Consider the following 17,615-nt stretch of genomic DNA (forward strand, 5'->3'; position numbering starts at 1 on the left):
GACAGGTATTTTAATTTTAACAAATTTAATATATCTGTTAATACTAATTTTTATATAAACATAGAAGAAAAAGTGTAGGACAAATTACCATGTCAAGTAGGGATATACTGCATTATCCAACACTTTTGATTTAACCTCTCCTGCTTCTTTAAGCCGGAGAATTCTTGCATAATAATGTTAAAATTATAAGGGAAATTTTTGATTAAAGATGTTGTTGGAAACATAATATATTTTTTAACATGACCTCGCATTAAACTATTCAAAACTAACTTTCTGAAATAACTAAAAAAAAATATATGAAAATCAAAAATTCATTTTTCACACATTAAAAATCAAACAACAACAAAGAAATTAATTAGAAGTGTCCCCAACACAATTTTTATTTATATTCGTTTTATTATAATCAGTATTTCCGTTAGTCTGTTTGGAAATAAGTTGTTTTATAACACCAAAAATTGTTTTCAAAAGAACGAAACCATCCTGTGAAACTTGTCTTAACAAATAACCCGGCCTCAAATAAAATTTAATATAAGCTTTCTTTTGGATACTTCTTAATTCTTTACTTGAACAATCAATAGTTTCTAGAACAGGGTCAAGAAGAGTATATTTTGACCAATCATTGATAAGAATTAAATTCTTCTTAAAAGTCTCATTATAAAATCTAGTGCCAGGATAAGGGGTTGCTAAACTATATAATGCATAATTTGGATTTAACCCCTTAACAAAATCGATAGTTTTTTTGATTGTTGCTTTTGTATCTTCAGGCATTCCAATAACGCATGATGCAATAGTTCTAATACCCACTTTACGGGCAATCCTAAATGCTTTTTCAGTTTTTGAAACTGTAATGTTTTTGTTCATTTTTTCAAGCATTTGTTGGTCTGCACTTTCAACACCAATAAAAATAGTAATGCAACCAGCATCTTTCATTGTTTGAAGTAAATCTTCATCTAAAGTATCAACTCTTGAAGTACATCCCCACCAAAATTTAAGATTCCTTCTTTTAATTTCATGACATAAATCTCTAACAAATCTCTTATTTAACGTGAATGTATCATCCATAAAAGCAATTGTGTCAATGTTTTCCTCTTTTAAGCGAAGCTCTATTTCATCACAGACATTTTGATAAGATCTTCTCCTTAATTTATCCCCATGTAAAGCCGCTGAGGAGCAAAATGAACACTTCATTGGACAACCTCTAGTGGTAATAATCGTGGCCACATTCGTTGTAATATTTAGAATCCTGTATTTTTCCATAGGGAATAAATGAAATGCAGGGAAGGGTAACTCATCCAGATCTAGAATAACAGGCCTATCTGGTGTTAAAACTAATGAATTATCTGTTTCATCATGAAATGCCAAACCCTTAACATTTCTTAAATCACCACCCTCTTCGACTGTTTGAACAAGGTCAAGTAATGTGTATTCACCTTCACCGCGAACAACAACATCCACACTAGGTTCTTCCAAAACACTTTGAAATTCGGAAGTGGGATGATATCCTCCAAAAACAACAATAGTATCAGGTTTTACTTGTTTAATTTTATCAGCAGAGTCTAATGCAACACCAATTGTTGGTGTAAGTGCGCTGATTGATACAATATCCGGTTTTCTTTTTAAAATCTCCTTTCCAATCTCCTCATATGTCAATTCTAAGGCAGATGCATCCAACACATCCACATCAAAACCATTTTTTTCTAAAACTGCAGCCATATAACCTATTCCAAGAGAAGGAGCCACAACACCTAAAAACTTATATTTGGAATTTGTTTGAGGAGGATTTAAAAAAGTTACTTTCATCATATCACAAGCAAAATTGAAATTATATAATAAAATATTAATATTTTTTAAGCATATAAATTTCACTCCCAAAACATCCCCACCAAAATCAATCCACCTAATTTATGTTAATTTAATATACTTTCATGACCAAACTTTATATTAAAATAGCCTATGCTCAACAGTATCATTGTCACATTTGACAAATTTAATATATTTGTTTTGACCAATTTTTATATGAGCATTTTAACAAAAAGTGTAGGATAAAATTACATGTCAAGTATGAGTAGCGTCGCAGGTTTATCAAAATATATTACAACATTACCAAAAACAAAATTTTCAATTATGGTAATACTCATTATTAGTTTTTTAATTGGAGGTACAAGTTATTTAGTCGATTTTGTACCCAACCAAGGAATTTTGCACGACCTATTCTACGGAGGATTATACGGAATTGTTGTGTTCGGAATTACATCAATAATGAGTGGTGCCCTTAACCAACAAGTTATAAGTGGATTCCATGGAATAAACTTGAAAATCAAACATTCAATGTTTTTAACTGGCCTTTCAATGACATTTTTAGGTATTGTCATAATTCTAGGAAATATTGTTTCCTGGTTCATACATGCTGATCTCTTTTTAAATTCCATGTTATTTGGCTGTGTTTTAATATATGGATTCAATACATTAGTATTCTGGGCAACATCCAAAGTAAGGTTTACAATTGCTGCAATAACTGGTTTAATCCAACCTATACTCATATTGGCAATGTATACCCTAATAACATTTTTATTTATTGACACAAGCTTTATGGGCCCCCTTATTTTACAGATTACTCTTAAGGCGCTTGTTGCTGCAATAATATTTGTTTTGGCAATTTATGCTTTCATTACCGTGATTGCATCCCCATTTAAGAAAAATCTGGGAATCGGTGTTTTGGATTTGTTAAGCTTATTTATTGCCCATATGAATGAAGGTTCAAACTCACTTGAAGGATTATTTGAGCCTATGAGTGAAGCAATTGACACAGTGGTTACATTTGTAAGTTTTAAAACAGAAGCTGGAATTAAATCACTATTCATTTCACCGTCAGTCCATCCAGGACCTCTCGGTAATTTAGGAGGATCCAATATGCCGACAATTCTTGCAAATAAATTTGACCACTTTACAATGGTGGCACACGGCCCTTCAACTCATGATTTTAATCCAATAGCAGTTAGTGAAATAGATAAGATTGAATCAACTGTAAAAAATGGCTTAAAACAAGTTGAATACTCACCAAATGCAAGTAAATTTATTAGATATAACTCTGAAAAAGCAAATATCGGAGTTCAATTTTTTAATGAAGGTATGGTTATATTATCCACTTTCGCTCCTGAAGCGGTTGATGATATTGAGTTCGGTGTTGGACTTACAATGATGGCTCAAAGTAGAAGCAGATGCCATGTAGAAGACTCCATTATTGTGGATTGTCATAACTCCTTTGCTCCTGAAAGCGGGGAAGTTCTTCCAGGAAACGCTGAAGTATTCCATTTAATTGATGTTATCGATAAAATTGATAAAAATCAGAATATGAGTTCCATAAAAGTCGGATGTTATGAAAATCCAATGCCAACATTAGATAAACAGGAAGGAATCGGAGAAAGCGGCATTAAAACAATGGTTATTGAAGTTGATAATCAGAGAACCGCATATGTCCTTTTTGATTCCAATAATATGGAAATTGGGTTTAGACAGGAAATTATTGATGCAGTGAGTGATTTGGAAATTGATGAAATTGAAGTAATGACTACTGATACTCATACAGTTAACACACTTTCAAGAGGATACAACCCAATTGGAATTGCAAAAAGATCTGAAATAATAGAATATGTAAAAATTAGTATCAGTGAAGCGATAGATGATTTAGAAAAAGTAGAAGTTGGAACTGGAACCGAAAAAATTAAGAATTTGAACACATTCGGACCAAATAATTCAACAGAACTAATCTCAACAATAAGTTCTGTTGTGGCCGTAAGTAAAATAATAGCTCCAGTTTTGCTAATTACAGCATTATTAATAGTATTTATGTGGATTTTCTTTGGGGGATTATAAGTACATTACAAATAAAGTGTATGAAATAACCCAAGTAAAGAAAAATGGTGAAATTCCATCCCACAACCATTGGGAAAATCCGGATATTTCATCTCCAACTAATTTTTGACATAATTGACCAACAAAATACAAGATAATTAATGCAATGATTCCTGCAAAGACTTCATTTTTAAATCCAAACCATCCTACAGTCAAACCAGTTGAAATAATAGCTGCAATAAGACCAAAAATAATATGAATACTTGTAACTTTAATAGTTTCGTCCATTGATATCCTCCATAATTAAATATATTAATATAATTTTAGTGATTATAATATATTAAGGTATTGATTAAATGAAGGTGTTTTATAATGAAGTCCATGTCTAACGTAGACATTTATACAATCAGTGATGAATTAGATAAATTATTAAGTGGTTCAAGAGTTGACAAATCATTCCAACCTACCAAAGATATTGTTGTTGTAAGATTTCACGTTCCAGGAACAGGCAGGGTTGATTTGGTAATGCAATGCGGCTCCAGAATACATACCAGCCAATATCCTCTTGAAAACCCAACCACCCCTCCAACATTCCCAATGCTTTTAAGAAAAAGAATTAAAGGAGCCCATGTGGAAAGCATTAAACAGCATAATTTTGATCGTGTAGTTGAAATCAAAGTTAAAAAAGATAAATATTACACAATAATTGTTGAACTATTCGATAAAGGAAACATTATCCTTTTAGATGATGAAAACAACATCATTTTACCTCTTAAAAGAAAACAAATGAGTGATAGAGACATCAGTTCTAAAAGAGAATATAAATTCCCTGAAGAGAGAGGAATAAATCCGATTTCTGCAACCAAAGAAGAATTTGCAGAATTATTCAAAGAAGATAGTGACATTGTAAGAACTCTCGCAAGAAATGGGTTAGGTAGCCTATATGCTGAAGAGATTATCAAAAGAGCCAACGACAATATTGAAATTGACAAAAACACACCAAACAATGAACTTACAGAAGAACAGTTAAACGGACTGTTTGAAGGATTTAAAAATTTATTTGATAATTTAAGAAAAGAAACAATCAAACCGCAGATTGTTAAAAATGAATCCAAAGAGGATGTAGTACCCATTGATTTAGTAGAATATAAGGACTATGAAAAAACATATTACTCCAATTTCAATGAAGCCTGTGATGAATTTTACTCCAAAAAAGTAAACACTACAATAAAAGATGTAAAAGAGGTGGCATGGAACAAGAAAGTAAACAGGTTTGAAAAAAGATTGCGTTTACAACAAGAAACACTCGATAATTTTTACAAAACCATTGAAGACAGCCAACATAAAGGAGAGACAATCTATTCTAATTACACAACCATTGAAAATATAATGAATGTTGTCAACTCAGCAAGGGATAAAGATTATTCTTTTAAGGAAATTGGCAAAACACTTAAAAAAGCTAAAAAAGATGGAATGGTTGAAGCTCAAATCTATGAATCGATTGATAAACTGGGTGTTTTAACATTAAACATAGACGATACAACAATAACTATTGATCCTAAACTGACCATTCCCGAAAACGCAGAAGTTTATTATGAAAAAGCTAAAAAAGCGAACAGAAAAACAAAAGGTGCATTAATAGCTATTGAAAATACCAAAAAACAACTTGAAGACATTAAAGCTAAAAAAGATATAGCCATGGAAAACATATCAACACCTAAAAAAAGAGTTAAGAAAAATCTCAAATGGTATGAAAAGTTAAGATGGTTTATTAGCTCTGAAGGCATTTTGGTTATAGGTGGGCGTGATGCAAATACAAATGAAGGCATTGTAAAGAAATATTTGGAACCTAATGATATTTATTTACATGCTGATATACATGGTGCGACATCAACTGCTATAAAATTAAATGGTAATGAATTAAATGAAAATATCCTTAAAGAATCTGGAGAGTTTGCAGCATCATTTTCATCTGCTTGGTCGAAAGGTTTCACATCTCAAGACGTGTTTTGGGTGCATCCAGACCAAGTCTCAAAAACTCCAGAAGCAGGGGAATTTTTACCTAAAGGTTCATTTGTTATAAGGGGTCGACGCAATTATATACGTGGTGCAAGGGTCAAATTGGCAATCGGCATTGTAGACTATGAAGGAAAAAGAATAATGGCAGGCCCAATTGATGCACTTGAAGCACACTGTGAAAACTTTGTTGTTTTGAAACCAGGATTTACAAAAAAAGAAGCGATAGCTAAAAAAATAATAAACAGAATAAATGAAGATGACTTGCTCACCCTAGATGACATAATAAGAGTATTGCCATCCGGAAAATGTGATATTGATGAAGAATATCATCAAAGAAAAAAATATGAAAAAAGTTAATCCTGATAATCTTCAGGATTATATTCAAAATATTCGTCAGGATTCATAACCACAACATCGATATTAGGGTTGAACTGACTTACAAAATTCGCAAAAATTGCAGGGTCTTGTTCTATAGGCGGAAAAGTATTGTAATGCATTGGTATAACAACCTTTGGATTTAACCACATTGAAGCCAAAGCCGCTTCAAACGGACCCATTGTAAACTTATCACCAATAGGAAGCAAAGCAATATCCGGTTTGTATATATCACCAATGATATTTTTCATGTCACTAAATAAACCGGTATCCCCTGCATGGAAAATCTTAGTTCCATCTTCAAAAGTTATCATGAAACTGGCGGCAACACCACCCGGAACTGTTTCTTCAACCATATCTATATCTGATGAATGTTTTGCTTCAAGCATAGTAAACTTGATATTTCTAAATATAAATGATCCTCCAATATTAACGCTAATGTTTCTAATCCCCTGTTTAGCTAAAAAGAGTGAAATTTCGTGTATACATGCAATTGGAGCATTAGTACTGTTGGATATCTCTAATGCATCTCCAAAATGGTCAGAGTGACCATGAGTAAGTAAGATAATATCAGGATTTAAATCCTCAACAGGAACCTGACAAGAGGGATTATTACTTATAAACGGATCAATTAAAATCTTAACGTTATCATCATTAATTATTTCGAATGCTGAATGACCTAACCATCTAATTTCCATTATGCACTGCCTCCCATAGCAGAAATAATGACATTTTCATCTAAACTAGATGCAATATTCCAAGTTTTTTCAAAGTCGGCACGGATATTTGAAATGGAGTTTCTATCTTCATAAATAGCACCATATTCAAAATCATTTTGACCTTCAGAAATAATCATTGCATGAGAATCATCAGTAATCAAATTAACTGTATGGACTTTAGGAACAGTCTTAATGTGAACTCCCTGTTTTATTAAAGAAGAAACTAAAAACATGTAAGACATATCAGATAAATCAAATTCATCTATAATGACTCTTGAATAAATAGTTGGAACATGTGACAAGAATCTGTCAGACAAATCATTCAGAGAAGGAATTTCCAACATTATTTCTTTATTAACATTAATAGCTAACTGATCAAAAGCCTCTTGAGAAGTAACAAGGCCAGTATCAGAAATTACATAACTTCTAAGTGATTTTGGAACAGGTAAACTCTCAGGATCATTGATATCTATTTTAATTTCCCTGTTTTGTGCAACTTCTGGAGCCACCTGAGTTTGAGTAACCACATTTGGAGTTTCAACAACTTGTGGCTCTTGTGATAACACACGGATAATTTCATCAGATTTATCATTTTCCTCTACAAATTGAGGAACCTCTTCAACAAAATAATCATCTGAGCGTCTTTTTGGAGCTCTTGTAACCTTCAACGGTTTATCATAACGAGGAGTAAACTGTAATTGTTTGTCAAAATCAGCAGTAGGCTCTTCCTGAGGAACAACATTCAATACAGCTTTTGGATTATCATCATAATCGTCTCTCAAGAATTGGCTTGTATCATACTCTTCATAATCATCCAATACTAAATCCTGATAGTCAGAATCATCATATTCATTGAATTCCCTTCTAACTCTTAAAGGACCATCATTACCTGATTTTTGACTATGCCTACTCAATGAAGGTCCATTAGCCTCATCAGATTTTAAAAACTCTTTAATCATATTTGTAGTTCTATCAGCATTATATTCAACAAAATAACTGATAATTAAAATTATTCCTACAATAGAAATAATAAGACCTACAATTAATAAAATATCTAACAAATTGTATACACTTGTCTCATATGCTATGAGAATACCAATTACAAATAAAATAAAACCTGAAACTAATTTTATTGTATTCCCCATGATTTCACCCTTACTAATTATTAATCACTCTATTATTTTAACTAATATAGAATATCTACAACACTATTAATAAATTTAATGGAAAAAAGAACCAAAAAAAAACGAGAAAAAAAATAATAAGTAATACTTTTTTAAAAGATAGTAATATTAATATAGAAAAAAATTCAATATAAAATTGGTGAAAAAAATGAAAAAAATGAAAACATTAATCAACGAAAATTCAGGACAAGGGGCTGCAGAATACATTCTCCTTTTTGGAGGCGTAATAGTTATTGCATTACTTGCACTGACAATTTATAGAACATATATGGAAACAAGTGACACCAGTTTAAAAGCAAAAGATGACATAATGGACGTTAGGAACACAATTCTTGACAATAGGACACATGTATAAACAAAAATTAGATAACAAAGGACAGGGAAGTGCTGAATTAATACTCATAATAGGAGGATTACTAGTTATAGTGCTCTTTGTTGGAAGTTATATGTCGAATATAACTGCAAAAACACAAGAAAATATTCAAAACTTGTTAAAAATAGAACGAGACAAATTAATAAATAAAATTTGAAAATAGAGATTAATTCTCTATTTTCCACCTAAAAGTGAATTTAAGATTTCATCCCATGATTCAGAGTTAATATTGTTCAATTTCATAGCAGTTCTGTTTAATACTCTGATATGTTGTGGACATGCTGTAATACAAGCACCACATAAGTTACAGAAATCTAAATTAGTTACTGCTTTTCCATCAACAATTTCAACTGCATTACATGGACATACGTCTTGACATGCGTGGCAAGCATCGCCTTTACAGATTTTTTCTTCTGCCTCATTTTCAATAACTTCTAAAGTACCGTCAAATGGTTTTGTAATAGTTATTGCATCAACAGGGCAGATTTCTGAACACCAACTGCAGTTTACACAAGATCCTTCTGCAATAAATGTGTCTCCAACAATTTCCGGAACTTTAATTTCATCTTGTAACATACAAGTTGAACATACTTCCTTAATTGCATTTTGAGGGCAAACTCTCTTACATACTCCGCAAAATACACATTTGGAAGTGTCCACTTCAATGGAATTATTGAGAACATCAACACTGGAAGTTGGTACATTTTCAACTGTTATAGCTTCAGCTGGACATAAATCTGCACAGAATGAACAGTAGATACATTCATCCTTATCGATTGAAATTTCTCCTCTTACTAACTCCTGTCTATCTGGAAGAGTTCTTTCAAAGATAATTGCATCACGAGGACAGACTTTGTAACATCTGCCACAGTAAATACATTCTTCTTCATTAACGACACATTCAGTTTCCCAGTTAGGATAGTTACCCATCTTAGCGATATCTTCACCATCAATAGTTAATGATAAAGCATCAAATGGACAAGCCACTGAACATAAACCACATAAAACACATGAGTCAGCATTACATGAAAGTAAGTCCATTTCAATTAAACCACGAGCAATAGGTACAACAGGACCTAATCTCAAGGATGTTGTTGGACATACATCAGTACAAATGCCACAACCCACACATTTATCATCTTTATAAGATAATTTACGAACTTCAGCTCCACTTCTTTCTACATTAAACATAGTAAATCACCTATGCTTTAGAAATAGCTTGATTAGGACAATTTTGGATACATAAATCACAATCGTCACAATTTTCAGGGACTATTTTTACATCCCCGTCTTCTTCAATAATTGCTCCTTGTTCACAAAGTTTAATACATAATCCTTGTACAGGACAATTATCAATATGTCCGCATTTATCTGAATCAATTTTTACTGCCATATAACCACCTCAAACAAAACATATAATCATATTAAAAAAATAACAAATATGTTATAATAATTAATTTATCGAATTGTACATATAAACATATCGATTATTTTCTCAACTATTGAATAAATTTTCCATTTTTATTTATTTCGCCACGCCTAATTCTCGTGGATGAAATAGGAATGCCATCATATGCTAAAACGAAGCTAACTACAACAATATCAAGAGGTTTCATACCTTTGGATGCTCTAATCTCATTAATTTCAACTGCAGTAGGTTCTGTTTCTTCACTAACAACAATTGCATCAAAACCACCATCATAAATAGTAGTTCCATAAGGATCTTCCAACGGAACAATGATAAAATTAGACTTATCCTTAAAAAATAACTTGAGATTATTCATCCTTTCTTCACAAGAATCAATATCCCCTTTCAAACCACCGAATTTATCTGAAGTTACTCCAATTTCCAGACTTTCGGCAATTTCAAAAGCAGTGGATAATAATTTTTTATGACCATCATGGAATTTGTCAAAAGTTCCTCCAACAGCCACCTTATCATATTTCTTGGAATTCATAATATTGTCCTAAATTAGCTTGTTGATAAGATTTTTATTAGAACTATTATAAATTATTAGCTATTTGTTTAAAAGAAAAATAAAAAAAGAAAAAAATAAATGAAAATTAGAATCCAATACTAGCAAAATAACCTTTAAGGGTATAGGAATTGGAATTCCAATTAACTACTTTTCCAAACGAGTTTCTAGGACTAGTTGCATCACTAACTACCCAGGTATCACCGATTAATACTTGAGTCCAAACGTGACCATAGGTACCACTTGTAAAAGTACAAGTACCATGAACGTATCTAGCCGCAAGGCCAGCAGTTCTATACATAGCTACAAGCAAGTGAGAATGGTCTACGCAATTTCCTTTTTTAGAATTTAATGTACCTACAGCACCGTATTTTGTATCATAATAGAAACTATATGAAATAGTGTCACGTACATAATTATAAATTGCTGTAGCTTTTTCTTTATCAGTAGTTAGTCCTTGAGTCAATTTAGTAACTAATTGTTTTATTTTAGTATTATTAACTTGGCAATTTGTAGAAGCTGCCAAATATGCTGCTAAATTAGTTATAGTATTTTTAGAGTTTAAACTACTGGTTGAAGATGATGAACTTGTTAATGATTTAATTGCCACATATGCAGGCATTATATTATTATCACCATAAAATGCAACAACACGAGCAAATGCATAAACAACACCTTTATAACCAATATCACCAACATCAGAACTTACAGAATTAGGCATTTGGCCTTTGGAATCTGCAGTTTGAATAATACTTTTTGCAACTGAAAGATAATCATTTAAATTATCTTTATTAGAAGCAGCACCAGGACTAGAAGGATCTTTAATACTTTTAGAAGCGATGCTATCTTTTTTATTAGCGTCCAAATTTACAATTGCTTTAGAAGCTAAATATAAATAATCTGCAGTGGAATATGTAATAGTTCCAATTTTAACAGTTGACGGTAACTTTTTATTACTTTCAATGTAACTTTTAACAGACTTGGATGCCTTGATAATATCATTTAAAGAAACCTTATCTACAACATGAATCTGTGATGTTCCTTTATTTCCACCATAAGCAAAGTTAACTTTATAATTACCTGCTGATAGTTTACCTAAATTGAATTTGGCAACACCGTTAGCATCTGTTTTTTTGGAATATGAATTGCTATTAATAGTAAACTTAATATTTGCATTTTTTATTCCTTTTTTCATACCATCAAGTAGTTTAACTGAATAATATACTGTGTTTCCTGATGCAACATACAATTCACCGCAGCTAAATCTAGATCCGTTTACTAGAATATGTTTAGACACAGTGTTAGATTTATAATATGACTCTGAAACTGTGGATTTAACAGGATAGTAACCTACTGGCAGGCTAAGTTTTACTTTAGCTACACCTTTTGAATCGGTTTTAGCTGTATAATCTTTACCATTGACAGTAAATTTAACTACAATGTTTTGGACTAACTTTCCAGCTGAATCTTTAACAGTAGCAGTATACTGGACCGCTTCGTTATATCTCTTTACTAGATTCCATACGGATAAAGTTAAAGATTTTTTATTAATTACAACTTTTTTATAACCGTAATTATAGTCACTTGAACCTAAACTAGAGAATAGATATTTTACTTTATAAGTTCCCGGTTTTAAGTTTCCAATGCTTAATTTAGCAACACCTTTTGAATCTGTTTTAACCTTAGAAGTTTTACCATTTAAAATAAATTTAATGGTTTTACCGGTTAAAACTTTACCATCTTTTGTTGTAAATTTCACACTAAATTTAGAACCGTCATTATAAGTCATCTTCAAATCTGAAGCAGTGAACTTGGTTGAAGCACTTTTAATAATTATTGTTCCAGATGAAGATGATGAACCATATCCTTTTGTTCCATCAAATTTATAAGTTATCTTATAAGTACCTTCCTTGAGAAGAGGAATAACTGTTGAAGCTTTCCCTTCAGAATTTGTTTTAGCACTAACAGTTTGATTGTTATAGCTAAAAGATACTTTACAATCCTTAATTGGACTTCCTTGTTTAGATTTTAAAGTAACAGTGTAGGTATAATAATTGTAAGGTAAAATATAAGTTTTAGCGTTTCCAGTAATTGTAGTTGAATCTTTATTAACAATTATATTATTTGTAATTTTTTCATTGGAATATGGATTTGTTGCAGTAATAACATATTTTCCCGGATTTAAATTAATATTTAATTTAGCAACACCATTTTTATCAGTAGTAGGATTATATTTCGCACTACCAATAGACAATGTAACTTTAGTATTAGCTAAAGGTGAATTATCTTTCCAGAATGTTGCGGAATAATAATTACCAGTACCATATGTTTTTGTCAAATCTTTTCCACTAATTGAAGATAAAACTTTTACTTTCTTTGAAGTTGATGAAGCAGAATAAGTGGAACTGCCTGCATAGCTAATTGTTAGAGAATATGTACCTATTGCCAAAGCAGTAGTCTTAATATTTGCTATACCATTACTATTGGTAGTTCCGCTAAAAGTCTTACTGTTAACTTTCAAAGAAACTTTCTGATTATTTAAAGCTTTACCATTTGCATCTTGCAAAGTTACTTTGAAATAGGTAGCTGATTTGTCATAATGTGTATCTGACACAGACAAAGAAGTTGATGTTTTACTTGCACCAATTACTTCCTCATCAATATGTTTGTTTAAAACTGAATCATCGTTTGAAACTGATACAACATTACTACCCTCATTTGCAAGAGCTAATTTTTGTTCCCCATTATCCTCATAATAAGACTCATAACTGCTTTTTAAAACAGCGCCTCCAGGATAATCATTTAAATTATCATCATGAGAATTAACTATATTAGTTTCTGAGATAGAAACCTCGTTAGAAATTTCCAATTTTTCTTGAGATAATGCATTAACATTATCAGTAGTTAAATTTGAATCTTCTGTATTTGAAGCATAACCTACATCAACTGCACATACAGTTCCTGCAATCACAAAGAACAGGAGCACAACTGATATAATAAATGCTTTATTTTTTATCGAAATTTTTCCACCTCTTGGTTCTCATTACGAAAATTTTATAGTAAAATATGATTATACTAAAATATAGTATTTCATAATGAGTGGATAAAGATATATTTTAATATTATTTAAATGTTTTTACATGTTTAAAAATTAAAAAACCTATTAAAATAAATTAAATTTACTAAAAAAGATAGAAATAATGTATAAAATTAAAATAAAAGAATATTCATGTTGAAATAAACTAAGATAAGATTAAAAAACTTGAATTTAAGTTAAAAATTTTAATGAACGATGAAAGATAAAATTTAAATATAATGAGCTTTTATAAGAAAAATAATACATTTTTCATGTTTTATAGCGAAATTCACCAAATTATTGTATTAAATAGAAAAAATGAGTTAATAGAAAATAATTATAAAGAAAATAAGCTATTTTAATAAAAAAAACAAAAAGTAGTAAAAATGGAAAAATTGTTGATTATATGCTATATGAAAAAAACATATTCAAAAAAAATCTAAAACAGATCGATGTTCATTTTGGATTAGCCTATCCCAACATTTACAGAACTGCAATGTCATCATTAGGATTTAATATATTATATAATCAAATCAATGAGAAAGAAAATGTTTGGTGTGAGAGAATAATATATCCTAACACAAAATCAATTGAATCAAACACACCCAGCAAGTATTTTGACATAATAAGCTTCACACTGCAATTTGAAGAAGACTATTTTAATGTTATGGAAATGCTAAAAATGGCAGAAATTCCACTCAAAAGAAAAGACAGAACAGAAGATGATCCATTAATTATTGCAGGAGGCCCGTGTGCAACATCAAACCCCATGCCATTATCAGATTATATTGACATTTTTTTTATCGGTGAAGGTGAAAACAGCATAAATGAATTTTTAGATTCCTACAGTGAAAATCCCAAAAAAGATTTAAAAAGATATTCTGAAATTCCTGGAGTTTACATTCCCGAACTTAATAATAAAACAAAAATATCTCTTATTGAAGATATGACTGAAGCATACCACATTACCCAACCGATACTTAGTGAAAGTGATGATGATGCATACCAAACTGTTTTTAACAATTCAATAATGCTGAATGTTTCAAGAGGATGTACAAGAGGATGCAGATTCTGCATGTCAGGATACATCTATAGACCTATGAGAGAAACAAATTATAATAAATTAATTGATATAGCTATCGAAAGCAGAAATAAAACAGGATTAAATAAAATCACCCTAATTGGTGCTGCAGTTTCAGATTATAAAGAACTTGACAGGCTTACAGAGGGTCTTGAAAAAGAAGGTTTTCAAATATCAACACCTTCACTTAGAATAGAATCAATCACAAGAAAAACTTTAGAAACATTAAAACGAAGTGGGTTAAAAACAATTACACTTGCTCCCGAATCTATTGACAGACTCAGAAAAGTAATTAATAAAGATATTCCCGATGAAAAAATTTTTTCAATTATCAAAGATGCTGTCGAACTGAATTTTAAAATTAAATTATATTTCTTAATTGGAATTCCAGGTGAAAGCCATGAAGATATTGAAGAACTTGTAGACTATATGAAAAAAATTGCAAATATGCATTATAACATTAAGAATGTAAAATTCAGTGTAAACCCTGTAATCCCAAAACCTCAAACACCACTGCAGTGGGAGACATATGATTTTAAAGATATAAAAAATAAAACAAGATATATCAAACGTGAAATGAAAAGATATAACATTAAATGCGAAAGTCCTAAAAAAGGACTAATCCAATATATACTATCTTGCGGAAATAGTGATGTTGGTGAACTTATTGAAAAATCTTTAGAAAAAAAACCTACATTAAAAGAATGGAAACAACATACTCCAAATTATACTATTGATGATGAATTGCCTTGGAGCAATATTGATGTTGGAGTAACTGAAAGATTTTTAAAAACAGAGCATAGAAGATTAAAAAGTTTAAAACAAACCCCATGGTGTGAAACATCACCTTGCTACAATTGCGGATGTTGTGAAAAAAGTAATTACTAGAAAAAATAATTTTTACTATAATAATATATAATATAATAGTGAGGTAAATTTATGATTAATCCTGCAAGCAGAACAAAATCAATCGAATTATCACAGATTAGAAAAATGTTTGAAGTGACAAATCCTAATGCAATCAACTTAGGTATTGGAGAACCTGACTTTGATGTTCCTCAAAACATCAAGGATGCTATGAAAGAATCCATTGATGCAAATGAAACTCATTATACTTCAAATAAAGGACTTATTGAATTAAGAGAAGAAATTGTAAAAAAATTCAAAAAAGAAAATGACATTAATACAAATCCTGAAAATATTATTGTTACAGTAGGTGCAAGTGAAGCATTATTCATGTGTGCTCAGGCATTTATTGAAAAAGGGGATGAAGTCATCCTCCCAAATCCAAGTTTTTTATCATATGAAGCCTGTATAAACATAGCTGGCGGAGATATTGTCCCAGTGGACTGTAAAATGGAAAACGAATTTAAACTAAAAGCGGATGATGTCTCAGAAAAAATTACTAAAGACACCAAAGCAATCATGTTAAACTCACCATCCAATCCAACAGGTGCAGTAATGGATAAAGAAGATATTAAAGCAATAGCTGATTTATCAATGGACAATGATTTCCTAATTATTTCAGATGAAATATATGAAAAAATTATTTATGATAAAAAGCATTACTCTCCAGCCAAATACAGTGATAATGTGATTACTTTAAACGGATTTTCAAAAACTTATGCAATGACAGGGCTTAGAATTGGATATTTAACCGCTAATGAAAATTTAACTGAAGAATTGCTTAAAATCCACCAGTATAACATCGCATGTGCAAGCACAACATCACAAAGAGGCGCTTATGCAGCATTAACAGGTCCACAGGATGAAGTGGAAAAAATGGTTAATGAGTTTAAAAATAGACGAAACTTGATTGTTTCACGTTTAAATGAAATGGGCTATGAAACTGTTAATGCAGAAGGTGCATTCTATGTATTCCCAAGAATTGAAGATGAAAATTTCGTTACAAAAGCTGCTGAAGCAGGGGTGATTACAGTTCCAGGTGCAGCATTCGGATCAAATGGAAAATCCCATGTGCGCATGTCTTATGCAAATTCATATGAAAATATTGAAAAAGCTATGAATATTCTTGAAGAGCGTGTTGTTAATGGATGAACTTCGCCTAAAAGGTGGTAAAAAAGCAGTTATAGTAGCGATTCTTGCAAACTGTGTTTTAACTATTTTAAATGTTATTGTGGGTTTGACTTCCGGAAGTTATGCATTAGTATCTGAAGGAGCACATACATTATCAGATGTGATGACTTCAGTGATAGCTTATGTGGGATTTAGATACGGACAAAAACCTGCAGATGATGAACATCCAATAGGACATGGTCGTGCAGAAGCTATTAGCGGATTAGTAATCGTAGTATTTTTAGCTATAGTTGGATGGGAGATTTTTCAGGGATCTGTTGAAAGAATACTGAATCCATCATTAATTACAGTTCCAAGTACACCCGCAGCAATAATGGCTGTAATTGGAATCCTTATTAATTTTTCAGTTAGCAGTTATATTATCCAAATTGGAAAAGAAATTAAAAGCCCTGCAATCGTAGCTGACGGGAAACATCAGCGGACAGATATCTTTTCTTCAATCGCGATTTTGGTTGGCGTTGTCGTTTCAAATATAGGTTTTCCTATATTAGACCCGATAATAGCATTAATCATAAGTGGATTAATCTTTAAAACTGCAATTGAAATTGGGAAAGAAAATATAGATAATATAATGGGAAAAGTACCATCTAATGAATTCATCGATAGAATCAGATACGTTGCTGAAAAAACACCACAAGCTCAAAATGCTCATAATATAAAAGTTGATTATTTAGGCTCATATGCAACAGTAACACTACACATTGAACTCGATGGAAATTTAACCTTGGAGGAAAGCCATAAAATAGTACATTCCATTCAAGACAACATCCTTAACGAAATTCCAGAAGTAAAATATGTAATGGTTCATGCATGCCCTATAGGATTATCATATAACCATGCACAAGAAATAGATAATTGAAATT

The 17,615-nt window shown here is 31.1% G+C and carries 15 protein-coding genes; 7 read left to right on the plus strand and 8 right to left on the minus strand.

The window, feature by feature from the left end; all coding sequences use genetic code 11:
- Window positions 1–351 precede the first annotated feature (351 nt).
- Window positions 352–1,800, minus strand: a complete 1,449-nt coding sequence (locus IJL02_RS01075) for a B12-binding domain-containing radical SAM protein (protein WP_292808156.1) — start codon at window positions 1,798–1,800, stop codon at window positions 352–354.
- A 252-nt stretch (window positions 1,801–2,052) separates the two neighbouring features.
- On the opposite strand from IJL02_RS01075, the gene IJL02_RS01080 reads away from it, so the two are divergent.
- Window positions 2,053–3,873 (plus strand): DUF2070 family protein, encoded by a 1,821-nt coding sequence (locus tag IJL02_RS01080; RefSeq protein WP_292808157.1) that lies wholly within the window; start codon window positions 2,053–2,055, stop codon window positions 3,871–3,873.
- Here IJL02_RS01080 and IJL02_RS01085 read toward each other — a convergent pair.
- A complete protein-coding gene (locus tag IJL02_RS01085; RefSeq protein ID WP_292808158.1) occupies window positions 3,868–4,140 on the minus strand; it encodes a hypothetical protein in 273 nt (90 codons plus the stop codon). The genes IJL02_RS01080 and IJL02_RS01085 overlap by 6 nt on opposite strands.
- 84 nt (window positions 4,141–4,224) lie before the next feature.
- On the opposite strand from IJL02_RS01085, the gene rqcH reads away from it, so the two are divergent.
- Window positions 4,225–6,228, plus strand: coding sequence for a ribosome rescue protein RqcH (rqcH, locus tag IJL02_RS01090; RefSeq protein ID WP_292808159.1), 2,004 nt, complete (start codon window positions 4,225–4,227; stop codon window positions 6,226–6,228).
- Here rqcH and IJL02_RS01095 read toward each other — a convergent pair.
- Window positions 6,225–6,944 carry a metal-dependent hydrolase gene (locus IJL02_RS01095; protein ID WP_292808160.1) on the minus strand — a complete coding sequence of 240 codons (720 nt, stop codon included), beginning with the start codon at window positions 6,942–6,944 and terminating at the stop codon, window positions 6,225–6,227. The genes rqcH and IJL02_RS01095 overlap by 4 nt on opposite strands.
- The gene (locus IJL02_RS01100) at window positions 6,944–8,110 is read right to left on the minus strand and encodes a hypothetical protein (protein ID WP_292808161.1); all 1,167 of its coding nucleotides are present in this window, start codon (window positions 8,108–8,110) and stop codon (window positions 6,944–6,946) included. The genes IJL02_RS01095 and IJL02_RS01100 overlap by 1 nt, the downstream gene beginning before the upstream one ends.
- A 187-nt stretch (window positions 8,111–8,297) precedes the next feature.
- Here IJL02_RS01100 and IJL02_RS01105 point away from each other — a divergent pair, with 187 nt between their 5' ends.
- Together IJL02_RS01105 and IJL02_RS01110 are read left to right on the plus strand one after the other, a co-directional pair.
- Window positions 8,298–8,504, plus strand: coding sequence for a class III signal peptide-containing protein (locus IJL02_RS01105; protein WP_292808245.1), 207 nt, complete (start codon window positions 8,298–8,300; stop codon window positions 8,502–8,504).
- Window positions 8,497–8,679, plus strand: coding sequence for a class III signal peptide-containing protein (locus IJL02_RS01110; protein WP_292808162.1), 183 nt, complete (start codon window positions 8,497–8,499; stop codon window positions 8,677–8,679). The genes IJL02_RS01105 and IJL02_RS01110 overlap by 8 nt, the downstream gene beginning before the upstream one ends.
- 17 nt (window positions 8,680–8,696) lie before the next feature.
- On the opposite strand, the gene fwdF is transcribed toward IJL02_RS01110, so the two are convergent.
- From fwdF to IJL02_RS01130, 4 genes are all read right to left on the minus strand, one after another.
- Window positions 8,697–9,713 carry a tungsten-dependent formylmethanofuran dehydrogenase subunit FwdF gene (fwdF, locus tag IJL02_RS01115; RefSeq protein WP_292808163.1) on the minus strand — a complete coding sequence of 339 codons (1,017 nt, stop codon included), beginning with the start codon at window positions 9,711–9,713 and terminating at the stop codon, window positions 8,697–8,699.
- A 10-nt stretch (window positions 9,714–9,723) separates the two neighbouring features.
- On the minus strand, window positions 9,724–9,915 hold the full coding sequence (locus IJL02_RS01120) for a 4Fe-4S binding protein (protein WP_292808164.1): 192 nt from the start codon (window positions 9,913–9,915) through the stop codon (window positions 9,724–9,726).
- Between the two features lie 106 nt (window positions 9,916–10,021).
- On the minus strand, window positions 10,022–10,480 hold the full coding sequence (locus tag IJL02_RS01125) for a phosphopantetheine adenylyltransferase (RefSeq protein ID WP_292808165.1): 459 nt from the start codon (window positions 10,478–10,480) through the stop codon (window positions 10,022–10,024).
- Window positions 10,481–10,586: 106 nt separating this feature from the next.
- On the minus strand, window positions 10,587–13,469 hold the full coding sequence (locus tag IJL02_RS01130; RefSeq protein ID WP_292808166.1) for an Ig-like domain-containing protein: 2,883 nt from the start codon (window positions 13,467–13,469) through the stop codon (window positions 10,587–10,589).
- Between the two features lie 511 nt (window positions 13,470–13,980).
- Between IJL02_RS01130 and IJL02_RS01135 the strand changes: the two genes are divergently transcribed.
- From IJL02_RS01135 to IJL02_RS01145, 3 genes are read left to right on the plus strand one after another with little or no spacing between them, the layout of a single operon-like run.
- The gene (locus tag IJL02_RS01135) at window positions 13,981–15,543 is read left to right on the plus strand and encodes a radical SAM protein (protein ID WP_292808167.1); all 1,563 of its coding nucleotides are present in this window, start codon (window positions 13,981–13,983) and stop codon (window positions 15,541–15,543) included.
- A 51-nt stretch (window positions 15,544–15,594) separates the two neighbouring features.
- On the plus strand, window positions 15,595–16,713 hold the full coding sequence (locus tag IJL02_RS01140) for a pyridoxal phosphate-dependent aminotransferase (protein ID WP_292808168.1): 1,119 nt from the start codon (window positions 15,595–15,597) through the stop codon (window positions 16,711–16,713).
- Complete coding sequence (locus tag IJL02_RS01145) at window positions 16,706–17,611, plus strand: cation diffusion facilitator family transporter (RefSeq protein ID WP_292808169.1); 906 nt, start codon at window positions 16,706–16,708, stop codon at window positions 17,609–17,611. The genes IJL02_RS01140 and IJL02_RS01145 overlap by 8 nt, the downstream gene beginning before the upstream one ends.
- The last annotated feature ends 4 nt before the right edge of the window (window positions 17,612–17,615 follow it).

Source organism: Methanobrevibacter sp., assembly GCF_017427765.1.
In the GTDB taxonomy this organism is placed as follows: Archaea; Methanobacteriota; Methanobacteria; order Methanobacteriales; family Methanobacteriaceae; genus Methanocatella.